Origin of the sequence: Enterococcus sp. BSD2780061688st2 D3 (genome assembly GCF_005844145.1) — a bacterium.
GTDB lineage: Bacteria > Bacillota > Bacilli > Lactobacillales > Enterococcaceae > Enterococcus_B > Enterococcus_B durans.
The window spans coordinates 213,174-234,732 of sequence record NZ_SPHN01000002.1 but is presented as its reverse complement, the minus strand read 5'-3'; the positions used below and the strand labels follow the sequence as shown (position 1 = coordinate 234,732).

At 38.4% G+C, this 21,559-nt stretch carries 21 protein-coding genes and 1 pseudogene; 3 read left to right on the top strand and 19 right to left on the bottom strand.

What is annotated here, in order from left to right; all coding sequences use genetic code 11:
- Positions 1–315 precede the first annotated feature (315 nt).
- The 8 genes from glyS to FGQ66_RS03310 form a co-directional block, all read right to left on the bottom strand.
- Positions 316–2,391, bottom strand: a complete 2,076-nt coding sequence (gene glyS / locus FGQ66_RS03345) for a glycine--tRNA ligase subunit beta (RefSeq protein ID WP_138301690.1) — start codon at positions 2,389–2,391, stop codon at positions 316–318.
- 1 nt (position 2,392) lies between these two features.
- Positions 2,393–3,310: a glycine--tRNA ligase subunit alpha gene (glyQ, locus tag FGQ66_RS03340; RefSeq protein ID WP_005880314.1), complete on the bottom strand. Its 918-nt coding sequence runs from the start codon at positions 3,308–3,310 to the stop codon at positions 2,393–2,395.
- A gap of 360 nt (positions 3,311–3,670) precedes the next feature.
- Positions 3,671–4,483, bottom strand: a complete 813-nt coding sequence (recO, locus tag FGQ66_RS03335) for a DNA repair protein RecO (RefSeq protein ID WP_005880316.1) — start codon at positions 4,481–4,483, stop codon at positions 3,671–3,673.
- Between the two features lie 320 nt (positions 4,484–4,803).
- Positions 4,804–5,703 (bottom strand): GTPase Era, encoded by a 900-nt coding sequence (gene era, locus FGQ66_RS03330; protein WP_005880318.1) that lies wholly within the window; start codon positions 5,701–5,703, stop codon positions 4,804–4,806.
- Positions 5,704–5,714: 11 nt separating this feature from the next.
- On the bottom strand, positions 5,715–6,122 hold the full coding sequence (locus FGQ66_RS03325) for a diacylglycerol kinase family protein (RefSeq protein WP_005880320.1): 408 nt from the start codon (positions 6,120–6,122) through the stop codon (positions 5,715–5,717).
- Positions 6,106–6,582, bottom strand: coding sequence for an rRNA maturation RNase YbeY (ybeY, locus tag FGQ66_RS03320; RefSeq protein ID WP_005880322.1), 477 nt, complete (start codon positions 6,580–6,582; stop codon positions 6,106–6,108). The genes FGQ66_RS03325 and ybeY overlap by 17 nt, the downstream gene beginning before the upstream one ends.
- Positions 6,583–6,603: 21 nt before the next feature.
- The gene (locus FGQ66_RS03315) at positions 6,604–8,805 is read right to left on the bottom strand and encodes an HD family phosphohydrolase (RefSeq protein WP_113846050.1); all 2,202 of its coding nucleotides are present in this window, start codon (positions 8,803–8,805) and stop codon (positions 6,604–6,606) included.
- A gap of 19 nt (positions 8,806–8,824) precedes the next feature.
- Positions 8,825–9,796, bottom strand: coding sequence for a PhoH family protein (locus FGQ66_RS03310; RefSeq protein WP_005880325.1), 972 nt, complete (start codon positions 9,794–9,796; stop codon positions 8,825–8,827).
- A 702-nt stretch (positions 9,797–10,498) separates the two neighbouring features.
- Between FGQ66_RS03310 and brnQ the strand changes: the two genes are divergently transcribed.
- Positions 10,499–11,878 (top strand): branched-chain amino acid transport system II carrier protein, encoded by a 1,380-nt coding sequence (gene brnQ, locus FGQ66_RS03305; RefSeq protein WP_095443542.1) that lies wholly within the window; start codon positions 10,499–10,501, stop codon positions 11,876–11,878.
- A gap of 109 nt (positions 11,879–11,987) precedes the next feature.
- Here brnQ and FGQ66_RS03300 read toward each other — a convergent pair whose 3' ends face one another.
- From FGQ66_RS03300 to FGQ66_RS03290, 3 genes are all read right to left on the bottom strand, one after another.
- Positions 11,988–12,434, bottom strand: coding sequence for a GatB/YqeY domain-containing protein (locus FGQ66_RS03300; protein WP_005880329.1), 447 nt, complete (start codon positions 12,432–12,434; stop codon positions 11,988–11,990).
- A 26-nt stretch (positions 12,435–12,460) separates the two neighbouring features.
- On the bottom strand, positions 12,461–12,637 hold the full coding sequence (gene rpsU / locus FGQ66_RS03295) for a 30S ribosomal protein S21 (RefSeq protein WP_002356740.1): 177 nt from the start codon (positions 12,635–12,637) through the stop codon (positions 12,461–12,463).
- A 164-nt stretch (positions 12,638–12,801) separates the two neighbouring features.
- A complete protein-coding gene (locus FGQ66_RS03290) occupies positions 12,802–13,230 on the bottom strand; it encodes a Fur family transcriptional regulator (protein ID WP_005880331.1) in 429 nt (142 codons plus the stop codon).
- Positions 13,231–13,322: 92 nt separating this feature from the next.
- Here FGQ66_RS03290 and FGQ66_RS03285 point away from each other — a divergent pair, with 92 nt between their 5' ends.
- The gene (locus FGQ66_RS03285; protein WP_005880333.1) at positions 13,323–14,180 is read left to right on the top strand and encodes a pyruvate, water dikinase regulatory protein; all 858 of its coding nucleotides are present in this window, start codon (positions 13,323–13,325) and stop codon (positions 14,178–14,180) included.
- 342 nt (positions 14,181–14,522) lie between these two features.
- On the opposite strand, the gene FGQ66_RS03280 is transcribed toward FGQ66_RS03285, so the two are convergent.
- A complete protein-coding gene (locus FGQ66_RS03280) occupies positions 14,523–15,461 on the bottom strand; it encodes an NADP-dependent oxidoreductase (RefSeq protein ID WP_113846052.1) in 939 nt (312 codons plus the stop codon).
- 36 nt (positions 15,462–15,497) lie between these two features.
- Entirely contained in the window at positions 15,498–15,887 is a 390-nt protein-coding gene (locus FGQ66_RS03275) for a YbgA family protein (RefSeq protein WP_053109165.1), read from the bottom strand.
- Between the two features lie 421 nt (positions 15,888–16,308).
- On the opposite strand from FGQ66_RS03275, the pseudogene FGQ66_RS15650 reads away from it, so the two are divergent.
- Positions 16,309–16,434: pseudogene (locus tag FGQ66_RS15650) on the top strand (DUF3788 family protein); the annotation flags it as partial.
- A 353-nt stretch (positions 16,435–16,787) separates the two neighbouring features.
- Here FGQ66_RS15650 and FGQ66_RS03270 read toward each other — a convergent pair.
- The 6 genes from FGQ66_RS03270 to FGQ66_RS03245 form a co-directional block, all read right to left on the bottom strand.
- Positions 16,788–17,462 carry a hypothetical protein gene (locus tag FGQ66_RS03270; RefSeq protein WP_005880339.1) on the bottom strand — a complete coding sequence of 225 codons (675 nt, stop codon included), beginning with the start codon at positions 17,460–17,462 and terminating at the stop codon, positions 16,788–16,790.
- Positions 17,463–17,474: 12 nt separating this feature from the next.
- Positions 17,475–17,972 (bottom strand): helix-turn-helix transcriptional regulator, encoded by a 498-nt coding sequence (locus FGQ66_RS03265; RefSeq protein WP_005880341.1) that lies wholly within the window; start codon positions 17,970–17,972, stop codon positions 17,475–17,477.
- Between the two features lie 183 nt (positions 17,973–18,155).
- A complete protein-coding gene (locus tag FGQ66_RS03260) occupies positions 18,156–18,647 on the bottom strand; it encodes a pyridoxamine 5'-phosphate oxidase family protein (RefSeq protein ID WP_113846053.1) in 492 nt (163 codons plus the stop codon).
- Positions 18,648–19,400: 753 nt separating this feature from the next.
- Entirely contained in the window at positions 19,401–20,330 is a 930-nt protein-coding gene (locus tag FGQ66_RS03255) for an NAD-dependent epimerase/dehydratase family protein (protein WP_138301688.1), read from the bottom strand.
- Positions 20,315–21,007, bottom strand: a complete 693-nt coding sequence (locus tag FGQ66_RS03250; RefSeq protein ID WP_095443547.1) for a type 1 glutamine amidotransferase domain-containing protein — start codon at positions 21,005–21,007, stop codon at positions 20,315–20,317. The genes FGQ66_RS03255 and FGQ66_RS03250 overlap by 16 nt, the downstream gene beginning before the upstream one ends.
- Positions 21,004–21,345 carry an ArsR/SmtB family transcription factor gene (locus FGQ66_RS03245; RefSeq protein ID WP_138301686.1) on the bottom strand — a complete coding sequence of 114 codons (342 nt, stop codon included), beginning with the start codon at positions 21,343–21,345 and terminating at the stop codon, positions 21,004–21,006. Before FGQ66_RS03245 ends, FGQ66_RS03250 begins: the two co-directional genes overlap by 4 nt.
- Between the last annotated feature and the right edge of the window lie 214 nt (positions 21,346–21,559).

The window sequence follows — 21,559 nt, the reverse complement described above, 5'->3', positions numbered from 1 at the left end:
CGGAAGCCCTTTCAACAAAGTGAACAGAACGTGGGACAAAAGTAAGAAACACTTTTGTCTCATTCTTTATAAACGAATAAACGGTGGGAGCAGAAGCAACTCCTTCGGAAATAAGCCGAAATTCACAAAAATTTGAAAAGTAATTTTCGTTAATTTCTTCTTATTTCTCGGAGTTAAACACTTCTGCCCCAGCCTCCTGTCCAAATTATTCTAAGATTTCTCATCACCAACATCATTTGACAATGAGCCAACATAAATTCCATGGTTCCAGTTTGATTCTTATGGCTGGATTCCTCCAACTCATTGTCTAAAAATCTATTTCGTGATGATTTGATCTAAACTTGCTAATGACAATGCCATCTCAGCAATTTGTTGCAATTGTGCTAAGCGATTGTTACGTACCGCTGGATCTTCGACCATTACCATCGTTTGATCGAAATATGCCTCGATAAATGGGCGTAATGCCACAAGCTGATTGTAATTTTCATCAAGGCTTTGATCTGGTAATTGCGCTTTTACTTGATTGACTGCTTCATATAATTCTTTTTCTGCTTCGTTTTCAAAAAGAGCTGGATCAATTTCTTTTGCAGTGTCGTCTTCCACTTTCTTCGCCAGATTGACCACACGAGTCAAAGCTTCCATTGATGGTTTAAAGTCTTCATCTTCCAATCGTTCTTTAAATAATCGAGCTGCAGCAAAAGCTTTTGTCAAATCTTTCTGTTCTGCGTTCAAAACAGCATCGATGATATCATGACGTACTTTTTTCGTTGTCAACAATTGACGCAAACGTCCTTTAACGAAATCAATGACTTCTTTTTGTCCTTCAGACAATTCAATACCAAAACGAGTAATGTCTTGATTGATTTCTTGATTGATCGCATGTTGTAAGTTGACCAATGGAAATGCCCAATTTTTCGCTTCGATGATCCGAACGACTCCGTAAGCTTGACGACGCAATGCATAGGGATCATTTGAACCACTTGGGATCATACCAACAGTGAAGAAAGAGAAGATACTGTCTAGCTTATCAGCGATTGCTAATACTGCACCGATAGCTGATTCTGGAAGTTCTCCTTCACTTGAAGTCGGCATATAGTGTTCTTTGATAGCACGAGCAACTGCTGGTTTTTCACCATTTAGTCGGGCATACTTTTCACCCATGATTCCTTGAAGTTCTGGAAATTCGCCCACCATATTGGTTACCAAGTCAAACTTGTAGATCTCAGCAGCACGTTGTAAATCAGCTAATTCTTCTGTAGAAAGACCAACTGACTCACCTAAAATACGTGCAATTACTTGGACACGTTGCATTTTTTCATAGATACTGCCGATTTTTTCATGGAACGTTACAGATTTCAATTTTTCGACATACTGGTCAATGGACGTTTTTTTGTCTTCATTATAGAAGAATTCTGCGTCTTCTAATCGAGCGGTCAACACTTTTTGATTTCCTCGGATCACGTTGTCTAATTTTACATGATCGCCATTACGTGCTGAGATGAAGTGTGGCAATAACAGACCTTCTTCATTTCTCACTTCAAAGTAGCGTTGGTGTTCTTTCATTGACGTCACTAACACTTCTTCTGGTACAGACAAGTATTTTTCTTCAAAATCACCTGCAAAGACAGTTGGATATTCGACTAGATTATTGACTTCTTCCAAAAGAGTGGCATCTAGATCAATGACCCAGTTATTTTTTTGTGCAAGTTCTTCTGCTTGTTCAACGATCATTTGTTGTCTTTTTTGCGGTGCAGCAATCACGAACTGCTCTTGTAATTTTTCTTCATATTCCTTCGCATGGGCGAAAGTCACATCTTCTCCTAGGAAGCGGTGTCCACGTGAGCGACGGTCGGTTTTTACATCCAACACCTCAAAGGGGATCACTTCATCATCTAATAAAGCAACGATCCAATGAATCGGGCGGATATATTCAAAATCAAAATCAGCCCAGTGCATCGTCACTGGGAAAGTCAAACTTTTGACTACTTCAGCAAGACCTGTCAATACTTCTTTTGCTGGTTTCCCATGCGTATATTTTGTCACATAGACATATTCGACACCTTTTAGTTCTCTAAAAGTGATATCGTCAGTTGTCAGTCCTTGTCCGCGAACAAACCCTTGTGCTGCTTTTGACCAATTTCCTTCAGCATCTAGAGCGATTTTTTTCGCAGGACCTTTGACTTCCTCTTCGCTATCTTCTTGGCGTTCTGGAATATTCGTTACTTTGATTGCCAATCGTCTTGGCGTTGAGAATGTTTCAATCGAATCATACGTTAATTGATGTTCATCCAAAAATTTTGCTGTTTTTTGTTCCAACTGTTTCATACTTGGTGTCACTACATGGGCAGGCATTTCTTCCAAACCAATTTCCAATAATAGATCTTTTGCCATCTTATTCAGCCTCCTTGTTGTTTTTCGGATCTGCTGTGTTTTTATTCAATAATGGGAATCCAAGTTTTTCTCGTTCTGCCACGAAAATCTTTGCTACTGCTTTTGCCATGTTGCGAATTCGAGAAAGATAGCCAGCACGTTCAGTCACAGATACTGCGCCGCGTGCATCCAACAAGTTGAAGGTATGGCTGCATTTCAAGATATAATCATAGGCAGGATGAACAAGATTTTCATCGATACACCGTTTTGCTTCTTTTTCAAAACGATCGAAATTACTTAGTAACAATTCTTGATCGCTCACTTCAAATGAGTATTTAGAATGTTCATATTCTGGTTGTTTGAAGATCTCCCCGTATTTTACTCCATCAGACCACTCTAGATCGTAGACACTTTCTACTTCTTGGATGTAAGATGCTAAACGTTCCAAACCATAAGTGATTTCTGACGTAACTGGTTTACATGGAAGTCCGCCAACTTGTTGGAAATACGTGAATTGAGTGATTTCCATACCGTCTAACCAAACTTCCCAACCAACACCGGCACAGCCCATCGAAGGGTTTTCCCAGTTGTCTTCAACAAAACGGATGTCATGCTCTAAAGGATCGACTCCTAATAAACGCAAGCTTTCAAGATATAGTTCCTGAATGTTTTCTGGTGATGGTTTCATGACTACTTGGAATTGATGATGTTGATAAAGACGATTCGGATTTTCACCATAACGGCCATCTGCTGGTCGACGTGATGGTTCAACATATGCTGCGTTCCATGGTTCTGGTCCGATAGCACGTAAGAAGGTGTAGGGACTCATCGTTCCCGCCCCTTTTTCTGTATCGTACGCTTGCATCAACATACAGCCATTTGATGACCAAAATTTTTGCAACGTTAAGATCATGTCTTGCACTGATAATTTTTTACTCATATCTTTTGCTCCTTCCAATTAAAAAACGTTTTATGAGAAAATCAGAATAACAAAAAAAGCCCCTATGCTTGTCTAAACAAACATAGGGACGAATAGTTTCGCGGTTCCACCCTACTTCCGAAAAAATCGGCAGCTTCATTGGTCGTACTCCCAAGTGCCTCTTCAAAAACCGCCAGCGTTCGGCTTACACCCTCCCGAACTCGCTTGTGCTACGTATTTTTTACTGTGCTTGATCATCGTACTTATCTATTAAGAGTTCACATAATGAAAAGCTTTAAATCACATTCTCATTCATCTAGCTTCAATAATAGACGGTATACCGCCCTTTTGTCAAATAGTTTTGAGCCTTCTTTGAAAATTCTACTCATTTTTTTCATTTTCGGCAGTTGGTTTATCCTCTTTTTCAGGGACTTTCAATACATGTTCCCAAGATTTCATTTGATCAATAAATTTTTTGCTTTTCAAATGGATTCCTACGTATTCTTCATACAACTGATCAATCAGCTGGCGAATCGCTTGTTTGGTTTCTTCCTTCAAGCTGATCCCATTGATCTTGTCATAGGAGATTGCCGAAAACATTCGTACAAAATAAACAGCTCTCGGATCTGCATGGTAGCGATGGTGATCCATACCCCAGTGTTTTTCACAGATCACGCCCCCATATTTTGACGAGTAATCAAATTTTCCTTGGGTTTCTCCACAAACCACGCAATGCGTCCAAATCGGAGCAATCCCAAAGCGCTGTAACAACTGAACCTCAAAAATATTCGTGATGATTTCCGCATCATCGCCTTGATCCATCCGATTCAATGCTAATTGGGTAAAATGGAATAGATGAGGATCATACTGATGATCTTCAATTGCAGCATCGACTAAATTCAGCAAATACGTGCCATAACCGCTTAAAAAGATATCTTCTTGGATATGTCGAAAAGCATGAACATCTTTGACACTTGTAATGAAAGAAAGTCCTTCATTTTTAAAGGTGCCTATATAGGTTGCTTCAGTGAAGGGCAGAAGTGCTGGAGCTAACGGCTGATTTTGCCGATGGATCCCTTTTACGTAAAACATCATTTTCCCAGCAGATTCCGTAAAGATCTTCACTAATTTATCTTTTTCTTTATAGTTTCTACTGGATAAGATGATGCCTTTTGATTCTGCAAGTTGACTCATAGTAGCACTCCTTTCACATCTGAGTTTCTTGTATATTGAACGGACAGCTATTACTAGCGATCATCATTAAGACAGTGATAAATCAAACGTGATGAAAATCGAAGTCTTACACAACAATAGAAGAAGGACTTACAGAAATAATTTCTCGATTCCTGTAAGATTTCTGCTTCTTTTCGAAGAAATCGCCGTTGATCCGTGTTTAGAGGAGAGTGGGACAAAAGTGTTTCTTACTTTTGTCCCACTCTCTTTTCTCTCCAATTTCTCAAACCTAAACGACTTTTGTCTCGACCTTCTCTTTATCCATTGATGAACGAGCCGATTTAATACTCGTCCTTACGGTACCCAAAATCTTGCAAGTAGACTTGTTTGTCACGCCAATCTTTTTGGACTTTTACCCACAATTCAAGGTATACTTTATCGCCTAAAAGATTTTCAATATCTTTTCTGGCTTTCGTGCCGATCTGTTTCAGCATCTTGCCGCCTTTACCAATAATGATCCCTTTTTGACTGTCACGTTCCACAATGATCGTTGCTTGGATCTGTACCTTGTCATTCTCATTTCGTTTCATCGAGTCGATCACAACAGCGACTGAATGTGGGACTTCATCTCTAGTTAAGACTAACACTTTTTCTCGGATCAATTCTGAAACAATAAAGTATTCTGGGTGATCTGTTACTTGGTCATCAGGGAAATACTGAGGACCTTCAGGCATTTCGTCAACCAGGACCTCCATCAAACGTTCTACGTTGTTTCCTTCAGTAGCTGAAATTGGTACCACTTGTGCAAATTCCATCTGTGTCGAATAGTCTTCGATGATGCCTAACAACTCATCTGGATGAACTTTATCGATTTTATTGATGACTAGGTACACTGGTGAATGAACATTTTTTAAACGTTCGATAATGAAGTCATCTCCGCGTCCGCGCTTCTGATCCGCACTGATCATAAATAACACAGCATCTACTTCTCTTAACGCACTGTAAGCTGCTTCTACCATGAAATCGCCTAAGCGGTGTTTTGGCTTGTGGATACCAGGTGTGTCGATAAATATCAACTGTGCCTCTGGTGTCGTATAGACTCCCTGGATTTTATTTCTGGTCGTTTGTGCTTTGTCACTCATGATCGCAATTTTTTGACCAACGATCCGATTTAATAGCGTTGATTTCCCAACATTTGGGCGCCCAACGATTGCTACGAATCCTGATTTATGTTCTGTCATAATTTTCTCCTTTAATTAAAAAACAATTGATAGATTTTAGGGACAAATAAGATAAGTCCAACGATCACGGCAAAGCAAGCTGTTACAAGAACCGCACCAGCTGCCATATCCTTGATCTTTTTCCCAATGGGATGAAAATGAAAGTCAGTGAACATATCGACAACATTTTCGAAAACTGTATTGATGATCTCAACGATCCACACTAAAAACACGGCTAGAAGTAACCATAACCATTCACTGATACTTAGCTGAAAAACGATTCCCATAAGTAACGCGAACAAACCGAATACCACATGTTTTTTCATGTTGCGCTCTTCATCAAATACTGTTTTGACGCCTTGAAGCGCAAACTCTACTGACATCAAAAAGTGTTTATTTTTTTCAACATTTTTTTCGATATTCTTATCTTTTAAGTCCATACGCATCCAATATCTCTTTCTGTAAGCCAAACATCTCTTTCTCATCTTCTGGCGTCATATGGTCATAGCCGTTGATATGCAAGAAACCATGTACCGCCAAAAATCCTAGTTCCCGATCGTACGAATGTCCGTATTCTTCTGCTTGTTCAGCTGCTCGCTCGATTGAGATCATGATATCTCCCAATACTCGTGGCATCGGATTATCCCCATCTTCAAAGATCACAGGAATTTCATCTTCCCCTTCTTCTTCCAACGCAAAACTGATGACATCTGTGGGTGCATCTTTCCCACGATATACGCGATTGATTTCTTGGATTGCGGCATTATCCATAAAAGTAACAGACATTTCTGTTTCCTCTGGCAAATTCAAGTGTGAGGCAGCAAATTGAAGCAGATCCTCGATTTCTTTGATTTTTTCTTCTGAAACTTTTTCTGTTTCATCCATAAATGTAATGTCCATTATTATCGCTTCTTTCCCTTACTAATCTTCTGTTTTTTCGACTTCTTCTTTCATTTTTTCCGCTTCTGATTTCATTTTAGGATACTTGATCCTTGAATGGAAGGTACTACTTAACCCACTGATCAATGATTTTTCAACTTTGCGAATTTCTTTCAGTGTCAATCCACTATCATCAAGCTGTCCATCAGAAATACGTTCTTCGATCAAATTATGAACGAACTGCTCGATTTTTTCTCCTGTAGGATGATCCATCGCACGAACAGCTGCTTCACAGCTATCGGCAATGTTGACGATCCCTGCTTCTCTTGTTTGTGGTTTTGGACCTGGATAACGGAATTGCTCTTCCGTCACTTCTGGATTCCGTTCTTTTGCTTTGATATAAAAATATTTCATTAACGTAGTTCCGTGATGCTGACGACAAATATCGATCACCATCTGTGGCATCTCATACTCTTCTAAAATTTTAGCGCCATCAGTTACATGGCCAAAAATGATTTGTTTACTATCCTCTGGTAATAGAAAATTATGAGGATTTTCTGCACCTGATGGCAAATTTTCCACAAAGAAACTGGCATGTTTGATTTTGCCGATATCATGATAATAGCAGGCTACTCGCGTCAATAAAGAACGACCACCGATATCAGCGACTGCATTTGCACTTAGGTTAGCGACCATCATACTATGATGATATGTGCCTGGTGCTTCTTCTAACAACTGCTTCAGTAACGGATGATTTGGATTACTCAATTCATTTAGTACGATGACGCTATCGTCATTGACCATCAATTCAATATATGGATGTAAGCCCATCGTCAACAGATAGGACAGCAACGTACCCATAAATCCGCATACCAGCATCAACCATGTGGTACCATCGCTAAAACTCATACCTTGATAAATGATCAATACAATATCCATCAGTAGTGGAAAGATAATCACCCACATCATGGCTGAAACCCATTGTTCAGAAACCCGTTGCCGTTTTAAGACAGTTGCTAACAGCCCGCTAAACAAATAGGACATCAATATCGCTGTCAAAAAGTTCGTTCCGATCGAATCATAATAGATGAACAAAGCAGTAACTGTTTGGAACAAAGCCGCAATGATCCCTGAACGCCGATTCAAGAAAACATTCAGCACTAAAGGTGCAAACGCTGCAGGATAAAATAGCGGGATATAAGCTGCTTGCTCGGTTTGGAACAATTGGAAAAATTTCATTAATAGAACACTGAGGGACATCACTGTCACATAAAAAAGAACATATTCTGTTCTTTTGGCTGCTTCATGATACTGCATCGAGTTATAGAATAATACAGCAATTTGTAAAAGAACAGCTAAAATCATCGCAACTAATGGAAAAATCGATGTCGTTTGATTTGTCAGACCTAAAAGTTCAAGTTTTTTCATCGCTGCCGAATCGATTTGGTTTCCTTCACGGACAATGATTTCTCCTTGGTAGATCATGACTGGCTGAACTGCTTCTCTAGCTGCTTGTTTCAACTCTTCAGTTTTCTTTTCATTCAGCACGTCATTGACAACGATTCCTTGATCCACTAGATAATGGATCATTTGTTGCTGATCGGTAGAAACATTTAAGTACTGGATCTGATCCTCTGCCTCTTGTTTGAAGGCTTCTAAGTCACTTTCTCGTACTTGTTTACTCATTTGTTCATCGATCAGTTTTAAACTTTGATCGCGAACTTCATTGATTTGACTTTCTGTCATCCCAAATATTTTTGTGTAGAAATTAGTCGGTAGCTTCTGGAAGAATGCTACATTCTCTGCATTCACACTTTCAAAATTTTTCTTTAGGGCAGCGATCCGTTCATCGATCGTCGGCTTTGGTACGTTTTCGTTATCTTTTGATTTTTCTACGTTGTCTTTATATGTTTTGTCAATGGAATCATTCGTTTTTTCGATCAAATCAAACAGTTGGTTGATCCGGTTATTCTGTTCATCGACTAGATCCTGTTGATACGTATACTCTGGCGTAACAGCTTCTGCTGCTAGTTTTCGCTTTTGTTCCGTTTCTTCCGTATTTTCGATGGTTTTATTCGCCCGGATACTCTCCTCGGCTACTTGACCTTCTTTAAAATCATTTGCCTTTTGCTTTACACTACTGAAAGTGACCCCACAGATGATGATGAAAAACAAAAACAACAAGAAAGGCATTGCAGCCTTCCCCAGTTTTGCTTGTAATTGTTGTAGTATCTTGTTCAACATATGCTTATCCTCCTAAGCCCTACTCTTGATGAAGATCTGCTTTTTCATAAGCTTTGATGATTTCTGCTACAACAGGGTGACGAACAACATCACTTGCTTCAAAATTGACAAATGCAATTTTCTTGATTTGCTTCAATGTTCGTTCAGCATGAACAAGCCCACTTTGTGTACCTCTCGGCAAATCGATTTGGCTTGTGTCACCGTTGACGATCATTTTAGACTGATAGCCTAAACGGGTCAAAAACATCTTCATTTGTGCCACTGTCGTATTCTGCGCTTCATCTAAAATCACAAATGCGTCATCTAATGTTCGCCCACGCATATAGGCTAACGGAGCTATTTCGATAACTCCACGCTCCATCAACCGATTCGTATGATCCAATCCAAAGATCTGATAAAGCGCATCGTATACTGGACGCAGATAGGGATCTACTTTTTCCTTTAAATCTCCAGGTAGAAAGCCTAGATTTTCACCTGCTTCGACTGCTGGACGAGTCAAAATGATTTTTTGGACCTCGCCTTTTTTCAACGCCGCTATCGCTAGCACGACCGCAAGAAATGTTTTCCCTGTTCCGGCTGGTCCTACGCCAAACACGATATCATGTTTAGCGACCGCTTCAACGTATTTCTTTTGTCCGCTATTTTTCACTCTAATCGGTTTTCCATTGCGATCCTTGACGATTTCTTCTTCATACATTTCTACAAAATAGCCTAAGGTCCCTTTTTGACCCATTTTTAAAGCAGTCACTACATCAGGTGTGCTGATATGGATCCCTCGTTTGATCAACTCTTGTAACGTACGGATCACTTCAGCGGCTAATGAAAGACCTGGCTCTTCTCCAATGATTTGGATCATTTCTCCTCTTGTATGGATAGTGGTCTCGGTCATTTCCTCGATCAATTTTATATGTTTATCATGTGCACCTAAAAGCATACTGACATCGTCAGCAGCAGTTAATCTAATCTCTAAAGAACTGGACGCTTCTGTCAAAAATAGACATCTCCTTTACTTCAAATCATTCTTTCCTATTTTACCATATCCGAGAAAAACTATATAGCAAATAAAAAAGGGACTGCACAAAGGACTCTATTTCGTGATTTCTTAGGATATTTTTTAGGAAAAATAACGGTCTTCTACTGGGATATCCACCATAAAATGTTCCATTATTCCCTTCAGCCCCTTCTCATCTTGGTGTCAGATTGACTCAAATTAAAACATCTTACATTTTTTGAAAATTAAAAAAATTTAGTTTATTCGTAAAACTAGTCTTGCTTTTTAAAATAAGTGGTAGTATCATAACTTCAATAAATTAGATAACACATAAAACGTAGAGGAAAACAGTAGCTACTCAAGTATTTATTCCCAGTGAGTCATGTAAGTGAAAAATGACAATAAATCGAGTGAGCGAACATCATTTCCGAGTCGATGTCGAAAACGTAGAGCATCGTGGCTGCCACCATTATCAGGCTAGCGGATAACTTTTACAAAAAAGCGTCCGTGAAAATAGACAGCTTATTCAAGCTAAAAAAGGTGGTACCGTTCTAGTTATTTAGAGCCCTTTTCCCAAGTGGAAAAGGGCTCTTTTTTATTTTCTTTTAAGGTGGTGGTTCCCATGGAAACTGACATTAGTGAGATTCGAAGCACAAAACAAACATTCATTTATCTATTTTTTTATTATCGGAGGAATTATTAATGAACAAAGCAAAAACTTATTCTTGGAAACAACTTCTAGTCGTCAGTTCTCTCATCTTCGGCATGTTTTTTGGATCAGGTAATCTGATTTTTCCAGTCCACCTTGGTCAACTTGCAGGTCAAAACTGGTTGAATGCCAGTGTCGGCTTTGCTATTTCTGGTGCATTATTCCCACTTCTAGCGATTCTAGCAGTCGTAGTGACGAACAGCGATGGCTTATATGATCTAGCCAAACCAGTCGGCAAATGGTACGCTGCTTTATTTCTTGTCCTTGTCCATCTAACGATCGGTCCTTTTTTTGGTACACCTCGTACTGCCGCTACTGCTTTTGAAATGGCCGCAAAACCATTTCTTCCAGAAAAATTCACTACGATCGGCATGCTCGTATTCTCTGCGTTATTCTTCTTATGTGCCTATTTATTGACCGTCCATCCTACACGCCTCGTTAAATATGTAGGAAAATATTTAAACACGATCTTTCTCATCTTATTAGCAGTCATCTTTTTCGTTGCCTTCATCCATCCTATGGGTGGCCTCCATCAAGCTGCCGATACTACTTATCGATCGAACGCTTTAACAAATGGTGTCCTAGAAGGCTACAATACAGTCGATGCTGTTGCTTTACTTGCGCTAAGTGTTACTTTTGTACATGCTGTTCGTGATCTAGGATTAAAAAATAGACAGGTGACCTTGCTGACTGCCAAAGCAGGTACTCTTAGTGTTGCATTTGAAGTAGTCATCTATTTTGGACTTGTCCTTTTAGGGGCGATGAGCTTAAACAAGTTAACATTATCCGAAAACGGAGGTACAGCTCTTTCACAAATCGTTCAATACTATTTAGGAAACTTTGGTGCTGTCTTTTTAGGAGTCATGGTCACTTTAGGCGTATTTACTACCGCGATGGGATTGGTCGTTTCTTTTGCCCAAGATTTCCATAAACTATTTCCTAAGGTCAGCTACCTTACTTGGTTACGTCTCACTACATTTGTTTCCTTTGTTGTAGCCAATGCTGGATTAGATAATATCATCCAATGGTCTTTACCTGTATTGATGCTCCTTTATCCACTTTCTCTTGCATTGATCTTACTCTCATTGACCGCCAGATTTTTTCAAAGAAATCCAGTCATCTATCAAGTGACGATGCTCTTTACCGCTGTACCAGCTGTTCTAGATATGTTCGCCAATTCTCCTGCACTAGTCAGACAGCAATCTGTTGTTGCTGCTCTACTGGCTTTCTATCATCATCATGTACCACTAGCTTCACTTGGATTAGGTTGGGTCGTTCCTACCTTATTGGGTTATCTGATCAGTCTATTAGGTTATTACGGTTACCAAGCGCTAACGATGAAGACTAGAGAGAATGAACAAGTAAATAATTGATTGGACTATCTAAAAAGAGTTGGTTATTCCTTTAAAGGAATAACCAACTCTTTTTAGATTGAAGTAAAAAAAACTGCGAACAAATTGCTCGCAGTTTTAAATTACAAGATTAGGATTGTAATAGTTCTTTCACGATTGCATTGACCTGATTTCCATCTGCTTTTCCTTTGACTTTAGGCATGATCACACCCATGACTTTACCAAATTCTTTTACAGAAGAAGCACCAGTTTGCGTAATCGCTTCTTGAACAAGTTGACGAATATCATCCTCAGATAATTGCTCTGGCATGTATTTCTCAACGATCACAATTTCACTTTTCACTTTTTCAGCCAAATCGTCACGCCCAGCTTCTTCAAACTCATGTAAAGAATCACGGCGTTGCTTCATTTCACGAGACAACACTGTTAGTTCTTCATCTTCCGTCAAGTCGTGACCTTCTTTGATCTGCTCGTTTTGAATAGATGACTTGATCATACGAATCACCTGCAAAGATTCTTTATCTTTCGCTTTCATCGCTGTCTTCATGTCATCGTTCAATCTACTTAGTAGTGACACACTACCAACTCCAATTCATCAAAGAACTAGAATTTTTTGCGTTTTCTAGCTGCTTCAGATTTTTTCTTGCGTTTTACACTTGGTTTTTCGTAGAATTCACGTTTACGAGATTCTTGTAAAGTACCCGCTTTTGACACGGAACGTTTGAAGCGACGAAGAGCATCGTCAAGTGATTCGTTTTTGCGAACGACTGTTTTTGACATGTTAATTCCCTCCCTCCGAGCTTAAAAAGTAACCGTAATTGTTATTGAAATTTAAATCCCAAAAAACAAGAATGTCCTGTAAATATTATATCTAAAGCTCTTTTGACCGTCAAGGGAATCTTGTGTTTTTTTTAAATAATCAAATGTTATTTTATTTAAAACAATTATTGACAATTTTCACACCGCCCGAAGATCTCGAAACGATGGCCTTCGATCGTACAACCATTTAATTGGTCCTGAAAATAATTCATTGGACACATATGGATCTCCTTGGTCGTTCCACAAACCGTGCAGATAAAGTGATGATGGTGCCCGATCTCTCCCTGACAACAATGAAAGCGAAATTTCATTTCTCCATTCAAATCTGTTTCTTCCAATAAATCAAGTTCAGAAAAATCATGAAGGTTTCGATAAACTGTATCATAACTGACCCCTTTGAACTCCTGATTCATGTAATCAAAAACTTCTTTAGCCGATACATATCGATTTCGTTTTACTAAGTAAGTCAACATCGCTTCGCGCTTCTTCGTATACTTGAATCCGTTATTTTTCAATGTTTCTAATGATTGTTCGATCAATGTTTGCTTTTTCAAGGCGTCCCCTCCAAATCAAAATGATTACGAAGTATATGTTCCACAGTATGGTATACTAAAGATAAAAAAATTGCAAGTGAGGTTTTATATCTATGACTTTTGAGACAACAGAGATCGTTACCTTTTTCGTCATTTCTGATTCTGCTGGCGAAACAGCAACCAAGTTAGCGCAAGCAACTATGGCTCAATATCCATCAGTCGAGTTCAATTTATTCCGACGGACATTTGTAACAGACAAAGAAGCACTTCAACAAGCCTTAGAAGATGCCCTTGAAGAAAAAGCACTTGTCCTCCATACTTTGATCAACCAAGAATTGATTGAAATGACACGTGATTTTTGCCAGAAAAATGACCTATTTAGTTTTGACGTCATGACGCCGCCAATCCAAGAAATCGAACGATTGACTGGAGTCAAACCGACACGGCAGCCTGGGGCACTCCATTTATTGAATGAAAATTATTTTAGACGGATCAAAGCGATGGAATTTGCTGTAAAATATGATGATGGAAAAGATCCCCGTGGTTTTTTAGAAGCAGATGTTGTCCTGCTTGGGGTATCACGAACATCAAAAACACCATTAAGTTTGTTTTTAGCAAATAAGAACCTGAAAGTTGCGAACTTGCCACTGATCCCTCAAGCCCATATCCCTAAACAGCTCTGGGAAATCGATCCGAAAAAAATCGTTGGCTTGACCAACAATCCGGATATTCTTAATAACATTCGCAAAGAGCGGATGCGTTCTTATGGACTAAATCCAGACACAGCCTATTCTGATATTGAAAAAATCCGAGCTGAACTAGATTTCGCAAATGATCTTTATAAAAAACTAGGATGCGTGGTCATCAACGTCGCCTCCCTTTCAATCGAAGAGACTGCATCGCTGATTTTAAATGCACTAGACTTAGAAGACCATAGTTACTACGGTACCGAAACCTCTGGTGAGAAATGAACAAAGAGAGAGTGGGACAAAAGTGTTTCTTACTTTTGTCCCACTCTTTAAAAACGAATAAACGGTGGGAGCAGAAGCAACTCCTTCTTAAATAAGCCGAAATTCACAAAAATTTGAAATGCAATTTCCGTTAATTTCTTCTTATTTCTCGGAGTTAAACACTTCTGTCCCAACCTCACCAAACATGGATAAACAGTAAAGACAACTCTTTTCAGAAAAATAAGTCGAAACTCGAATGTGGGACAAACCTAAACGACTTTTGTGTCGACCTCTTTGAATCTATCTTTTGCTCCATTGAATTCATTAGTGATAGGAATAATTATGGTGGCATTGATTGGTCGATCACTCATTTACTAAAACGATTTTTCCCTTAGCATGATGAGTCGCACTTAATTCATGGGCAGCCTTCACACCTTCTGCTGTAAGTGGATACGTATGACCAACGACGCTTTTAACTTTTCCTGCTTCCATTAGATCAGCAATCTCTTGTAATTGTTTGCCGTCTGGTTGAAGCCAAATACTTTTTGCCACCGCAATGTTCTTGGCTAATTCTTCATCAGGTTGGTCAACGACTGAGATCAACCGTCCTTTTGGATTCAATACTTCGAAGCTGGCTTTTTGAATATCCCCACCCATCGTATCGAAAACTAAGTCCACGTCTTCTAATACTTCTGAAAAGTCAGTGGTATGGTAATCAATCACTTGATCCGCACCAAGTTCTTTTAATAACTTATGATTCTTTTCACTAGCAGTCGTAATGACAAAAGCACCCGCATTTTTAGCTAATTGAATGGCATAAATACCGACTCCGCCAGCACCCGCGTGGATCAAGACTCTTTCACCAGCTTTTAATTTGCCATGCGTGAATAGCGCTTGATAAGCAGTTAACCCTGCTAATGGCACAGCCGCTGCATCTTCAAAAGAAACAGAATCAGGTTTTTTAGCTAATAAATGATCATCTACGATCGTATAATCAGCATAGGTGCCGAAACGAGTTGTTTCTGGTCGTGCAAATACTGCTTGGCCGACTTGCCAATCTTGCACTTCTGAACCAACTGCCGTAATCTCACCTGCAACATCCCACCCTAGAATAATCGGAAATTCCCAAGGCATCATTTGTGCTAGATACCCTTCACGAAGTTTCCAGTCAATCGGATTGACTGAGGTAGCTTTGACTTTGACCAACACTTGATGGGCCCCTAGTTCAGGTAAAGTTACTCTGCTTTCTTTCAATTGGTCTGCATGACCATATTCTTCTATAACGATTGCGCGTGTTTCCATTTGTACATCCCTCCATATCGTCTTATTATAAAAGTCCTAGTGAATATCCGGAAATGATTTGCACTCATCAAACAGATGAGATTCTAAAAGATACATGATTTGGTATTTTTCTGCCAACTTTTTTAGATACGGAAGTACCTCGTCCTGACGTTCTGTTAATTGATCCAGCAGAACAAAAAAGTGCTGTTTTTCTTCTGCTGTTGCCGTCTTTTTAAAATATCCCCAAACGTGTTCATATGTATTTCTCTTCGCTTTTAGATCAACCGGCATTCTTTTTACAATATCCAAGTGCTGATAAAATTGCTTGTTTTTCGTCTCTGACCACTGATTACCAGAAAAAAGCTGGCGTAACGCTAAATATTCTTTTTGTGATCGGGCCATGACGTAATATTTCCATCGGGCCCATTCTTCTTGGCTCTCGCGCATCTTTCACACCTCTTTCTTTCATCTTAACACCTGACCAGTTGACTATTGAAGAAAAAGGCTCACTAGTTCATGTAACATTTGATTGAACATATCAGTCGGGATCAACAAATAACGATGGAATTGAAAAATACCAATTAAAGATAGAAATAAATTCCATAATTGAACCTCAACTGAAGCCATGAGAGGTCCAAATGAGGTCGAGAGGTTGGGACAGAAGTGTTTAACTCCGAGAAATAAGAAGAAATTCACGAAAATTGCTTTTCAAATTTTTGTGAATTTCGGCTTATTTCCGAAGGAGTTGCTTCTGCTCCCACCGTTTATTCGGAGTTAGAGTCTGTGGCAAAACTGATTTTTAGTTTTGTCCCACGCTCCCACACTCGTTTTTGAAATTTCCGAAAAACCTGACTTTTGGACGCCGTTTATTCGAGAGAGGCTGGGACAGAAGTGTTTAACTCCGAGAAATAAGAAGAAATGAACGAAAATTGCTTTTCAAATTTTTGTGAATTTCGGCTTATTTCCGAAGGAGTTGCTTCTGCTCCCGCCGTTTACTCAAGAGTCTGTAGCAAATCTGATTTTTAGATTTATCCCACGTTCGTCTTGTTACTTATCTATGGTTTAAGAACAATAATACTATATGGGAATACTATTTCTCTATATGTATTTACACGCTCATTTATTTTCTTAAATCCTAAAAAGACCTTGGAATCCCCATTATTCCAAGGTCCAATTTCTAGAAGGGTTTAATAAATTTTTTAGAGGGTTTCTAGAAATCTCATCGCTACACACTTAATTTAGCATGTTTGAATATATTATTTTAACCAACTATTACCTTAACATAATCCACTAATTGACAAATTCCACTTGATATCAAACTAAAAAAGCAGTTTCATTTAATACAATTCAAAAGAAAACCCGCAAAGTCATCAAAACCATCGTTATCGCACCGGTTATAAGCATCGCTGCTTCATAGGCGACAGGTGTTTTTTCCAACTGCTTAGGTGTTAGCTTCACAATTGCAACATCAGGAGATCCCGTTTGCAAGTATTTTTCATAGGCGTAGGTTTTTGGGATGAGACCGACTGTCACGTTTTTGGTATTTTTTCGCAGACGTTCCTTCAACTCATCGAAGGTCACGACTTCCCAATAGATCTTCGGATAATCCCGCATCACTTGCCGCAAATTTTCATAATTGAAAGTCATGGGATTTTTCGGTTGATTCTTTTGACTCATCTTTTGATTATCCACCAATACATAGCCAGTGGTTCGACCGACGACCGCTCCCTTTGGTGCCATTTGCCGCATGAAATCTTCCGCGCCGATTTTGATTGCTTTAATGGAGGGCTTGGCTTGCTTGATCAACGGAAAATAACGTTGAGACATGGAAGTGACTGCCACAGCCTCATATTCAGCGATCTTTTCAGGTGTCAAATCATAGCCCGGCACGGTTTCCCATTCATAGTCTGAATAGTCTATTTTGAGATAATTTAATAACCGAGGGACATAATTTTGGTCTTGACTGGACCAAAAGATTCCATCGGGAGTTTGAGTTGCTGTAACTGGTATCAAACCTTTCATTTTCTTCTCCTCCTAGAGTATATATTCACTTTGAATCAAAAGAATGATCAGATCCATGACGATAAAAAAAATCCACAAATAAATTCCCAAGTCATACATATTTTCTCCTTGAGCATAAACATTTGCCAACCGTTTTGTCCGACGCAAATATTCTGAGACGATCAACGTACCTCCTAGGGAATAAATCAGCACATATTTCATAGAAAAAGGATGGAGTACTAATTGAACCGCTAACATGATTACTGACCAAATCAAGAAGATGATTAAAAAATCCCGACCAATTTTCCTTTTATCCACTTGCTTATTTTTTTCATTAGGCGCTTGGATCAATTCATCCAAAGAAACGTGAAAGAGTTCACTGAGGAGAATCAAATTCTCTAATTCCGGTTGCCCTTTATCATTCTCCCAATTCGAAATCGTCTGGCGGGTAACGAAAATCCGTTCCGCCAATTGCGCTTGGGTCAAATCTTGTGAGACCCGTAATTTTTTTAGACCTTCACCAAATGTCATTTTCCCACTTCCCTTCTTCTTCATTGTAGCAAAATAGCTTTTTTTGGGAAGAAAATCTTGTCAAAAACCATGTCAAAGTGAGCCGACATCCTATTAAATCAAGTTTTCCAAAAAGGACTCACTGATCTTAGTCTTGCACCGATCAGTGAGTCCACCATTAATTATCCTATTTTTAACTGGTTCTTATTTGTCCTCACTCTTTGAAAGTTTGCTGGTTTTATTTATAAAATCAATATCTCGTCGAATACCTTCGTGAGGGAAGTTCCATACTCCTTTGATTAGTTGAATCTTGATTAAACAAGTATTTTCGTCATTATCGTCGTTGGCTTGCTCATACCATTCGGAAAAAATATTGCGGACGGTTTTCATTATTTGGACATTTTTTTCGTCATTGACCCAACCGAGATTTTCGGCTAGGCCCTCTGCGGTGAAACTTTCAACCACAATACCAATCGACACTGCTGGATTGACCGTCAGCTGTCGCACTTTGTCAGTAGTAGCATAGGATGTAACGTAGAAGGCTCCGTCAAGATAGACTGCATCGACTAATCGCACTACTGGTTTTGGTAACCCATCATCCGTTGTCTCAAGCGCGATGGTTGAAAGAGCAATTAGATTATCTTTATCCCCAAGTTTCTCTGATAGATATTGCATTTCTTCATTATAGGTTGTCATTGAATTCTCTCCATTTCTTAGTTATAAAAATAGTTTCATGGCAATCGTTTTTACGCATTTTTTTGTCAAAACGTCAGTCAAAATAGAAAAGCAACATTCTTTACGTTGATTGTAAACCTGCGCTGATTTGTATTGCTATTGCTTTCACACTAAATTGCTACTCAACAAAAGCTTCCACACATCATTATTTAATCATTTTATCATTATATTGTAATTTTTTCACTTTTTAACTTTTTTGCAATAAGGCGTACTTCATCGCGATCAATTTTATTTTTTACATAGTTTCCTTGTTCGTCACTACTTTCGGTCTTTCCACTAATATCATCTGGACAATACTTCCGAATCTCATTCTTCTTTTTGAATACATACAGATTTATTTTTTAAATTCAAGATTTTTTTCAGTCGTTAGTTGTTACTTAGTCAATTTTTTATTGGCACGTTACACGTTCTCCTCATCGATCACTTCTGTACGAACAGAAAGATAGGATTCCAGATATTTTAAACGTCCTCAATCATTTTTAAGTCCTCCCTTTCCGCCTACATGTCCACCAGCATCTAGTACTGCTAGTTAAATTAAGAAAAGAGGTCGAGACAAAAGTCGTTTAGGTTTGGGAAATTTCAAAAAAAACGAGCAATCCAAATAACGTATTGCTCGTTTTTTTGAAATTTCCGAAGGAGTTGCTTCTGCTCCCGCCGTTTATTCGAGAATCTTTACCAAAACTGAATTCTAGATTTGTCCCACATTTTTTATAATCATTTTGAACTATTTTCAGTGAGTATTTGAGAGATTCCTGTTTCAAAAGAGGTAATTTTAAAATCAGGAAATCTCTTTTTGAATTTGTCGGATACAAAAACATTATCGACCTCATATCTAGGTAGTAACTCATCTAATTCCCGTACCTTTTTACTGAAAAGCTTAGCTACTTTAAATTGCCATAAAGGAATGACTTTATACTTCAATGATTTATTGAGTATTTTTTCAGAAATATCGATCATATCTTGAAAGGTATGAGGCTCATCACAAGGTAAATGCCAAATCTGACCATAGGCTGTTGGTGTATTTCCAATCAGTGCCATTGCTCGGCTAGCATCAGGGGTCCATATCAATGTACGCAACGTATCTTTATTGACAGGGATAATAGCGGTAGCGTTACTTTTAACTTTGTTTAGTACCAGCGTATTTGTGATGCTCTGTGTTTTACCTGGTCCATAAAACTCTGGAGCGCGACAAATAACTGCTTCTAAACGACCCGTTTCCATTTCACTTACTATTAATTCTGCCATCCTAGAACGTATGATAGATTTTCTTCCTACAGGTGAATAGTCAGTATTTTCATCCTGTGGTGTACTATCTTTTGGATACATATACGTGTTATCAAAAAAAACAAGCTTACTGTTAGATTCTTTGCAAGCCTGAATAACATTCGTAGTAATTTTAAGAAAATTGTTTTCCCAAAGATCAGAGTCCATTGGTAAGCCAACGGTGAAATAAACAATATCACTATTTTCGATCGCTTTCTTGGTTTGATTAAAGTCCATTAAATTTGCTGAAACCAGTTGATCCGTAGGGTTGATTTTTTTAGGTTTTCGACTGACTAATCGAATGTCGGTTGTATAATGTTTGGATAATTCTTTTGCTAGTTCATGGCCTATTTGTCCATTGCTTCCTAAAATTGTTTGCATGTCTTTCGCTCCTCAAGATATAATTTTGCGACAGCTCGTACAGAAAATGGATTTTGCCCGGTAATAATCCGCCCATCTTTTAATGCAAATTCCTTATAGAATCGTTTTTTTTGAAATAGAGCATTTCTTTCTTCAGCTACTTTTTGATTAAAGAAAGGAACAACTTTCGCTTTTCCTGCCAAAATTTCTTCTGCTTTTGTAAAGCCAGTAATTCTTTTTCCAGAAATCAAAAAGTTGCCTTCACTATCTTTAATATTGAATAGTCCAGCTACCCCGTGACAAACAGATAGAATATAACCATTATTTTCATAAATGATTCGAGCAATTTCTTGTATTTCTTTATTATCAGGAAAATCCCACATCACACCGTGTCCCCCTGTATAATAAATCGCATGATAATTATTGGGATCTATATCTTTTGGTTTTTTCGTATTTATCAAACCTTCTTGCACAAATTTTTCTTCTGAATATATTTTCATGATATCTTTATCTATATATTTCATGCTCCTAGGGTCTAGAGGAACAAATCCACCTAAAGGGCTTACGAAATCAACTTCCACATTATGTTTATAGAGTTCATCAACAAATTCCGCACTTTCACCTAACCAAAGCCCCGTTGCTTCATTTGTACCAGCATATTTATTACTATTGGTTTCAACAATCAATACTTTTTTCATAAATTCTCCCTCTCAGTCTCATTCATGATGCTAACAACATTATTTAAAAAGTTTTGAAGCTTCTTGATCTCAGTTTGCTCATGGTCAAGATAGTAAAAATTTTTTGTTCCCTCTTGCTTGAAATTCACAATCTTTGCATCTTTTAAAATTTTTAAATGATGTGAAATCGCAGGTCTAGATAAATTAATTTCTTCTTGTAATGAAGTCACTTGTAGTCCCGCACAATCTTTTTCTTCAAGCAAGCGAATAATGATTGCTTGCCTTTTTTTATCACCAAGGGCAATTAAAAAATCGCTCAAATCATATAACTCTTGTTTTAACAGCGAATAATCAGCCAAAATAATCTCTCCTTTTATAGTTCGAAGGTTTAAACTATTAAACCATATAAAAAAGATTATTTCAATAAAATACACTCAAACCCTTGGAAATAAGCTAAATCAACAATCCGAAATGAAAAATAACCTGATCAAGATCATAAAAAGATTCCCATTCAGCTTTAGGACTTTTCGTCACCATGGAAAGAAAATGCTGATCCAGTAAAACCTTGGGGAA

Coding starts and splice junctions, on each gene's coding strand:
- recO (WP_005880316.1), bottom strand. CDS start 4,483: ATGAGTCAACTTGCAGAATCAAAAGGCATCATCTTATCCAGTAGAAAC.
- FGQ66_RS03255 (WP_138301688.1), bottom strand. CDS start 20,330: ATGCAAACAATTTTAGGAAGCAATGGACAAATAGGCCATGAACTAGCA.
- FGQ66_RS03265 (WP_005880341.1), bottom strand. CDS start 17,972: ATGACATTTGGTGAAGGTCTAAAAAAATTACGGGTCTCACAAGATTTG.
- FGQ66_RS03260 (WP_113846053.1), bottom strand. CDS start 18,647: ATGACAACCTATAATGAAGAAATGCAATATCTATCAGAGAAACTTGGG.
- FGQ66_RS03325 (WP_005880320.1), bottom strand. CDS start 6,122: ATGGACTTAAAAGATAAGAATATCGAAAAAAATGTTGAAAAAAATAAA.
- rpsU (WP_002356740.1), bottom strand. CDS start 12,637: ATGTCAAAAACAGTCGTTCGCAAAAACGAATCACTTGACGATGCTCTT.
- FGQ66_RS03280 (WP_113846052.1), bottom strand. CDS start 15,461: ATGGAAACACGCGCAATCGTTATAGAAGAATATGGTCATGCAGACCAA.
- FGQ66_RS03285 (WP_005880333.1), top strand. CDS start 13,323: ATGACTTTTGAGACAACAGAGATCGTTACCTTTTTCGTCATTTCTGAT.
- FGQ66_RS03270 (WP_005880339.1), bottom strand. CDS start 17,462: ATGAAAGGTTTGATACCAGTTACAGCAACTCAAACTCCCGATGGAATC.
- FGQ66_RS03250 (WP_095443547.1), bottom strand. CDS start 21,007: ATGAAAAAAGTATTGATTGTTGAAACCAATAGTAATAAATATGCTGGT.
- glyQ (WP_005880314.1), bottom strand. CDS start 3,310: ATGAGTAAAAAATTATCAGTGCAAGACATGATCTTAACGTTGCAAAAA.
- ybeY (WP_005880322.1), bottom strand. CDS start 6,582: ATGGACATTACATTTATGGATGAAACAGAAAAAGTTTCAGAAGAAAAA.
- era (WP_005880318.1), bottom strand. CDS start 5,703: ATGACAGAACATAAATCAGGATTCGTAGCAATCGTTGGGCGCCCAAAT.
- brnQ (WP_095443542.1), top strand. CDS start 10,499: ATGAACAAAGCAAAAACTTATTCTTGGAAACAACTTCTAGTCGTCAGT.
- FGQ66_RS03275 (WP_053109165.1), bottom strand. CDS start 15,887: ATGCGCGAGAGCCAAGAAGAATGGGCCCGATGGAAATATTACGTCATG.
- glyS (WP_138301690.1), bottom strand. CDS start 2,391: ATGGCAAAAGATCTATTATTGGAAATTGGTTTGGAAGAAATGCCTGCC.
- FGQ66_RS03315 (WP_113846050.1), bottom strand. CDS start 8,805: ATGTTGAACAAGATACTACAACAATTACAAGCAAAACTGGGGAAGGCT.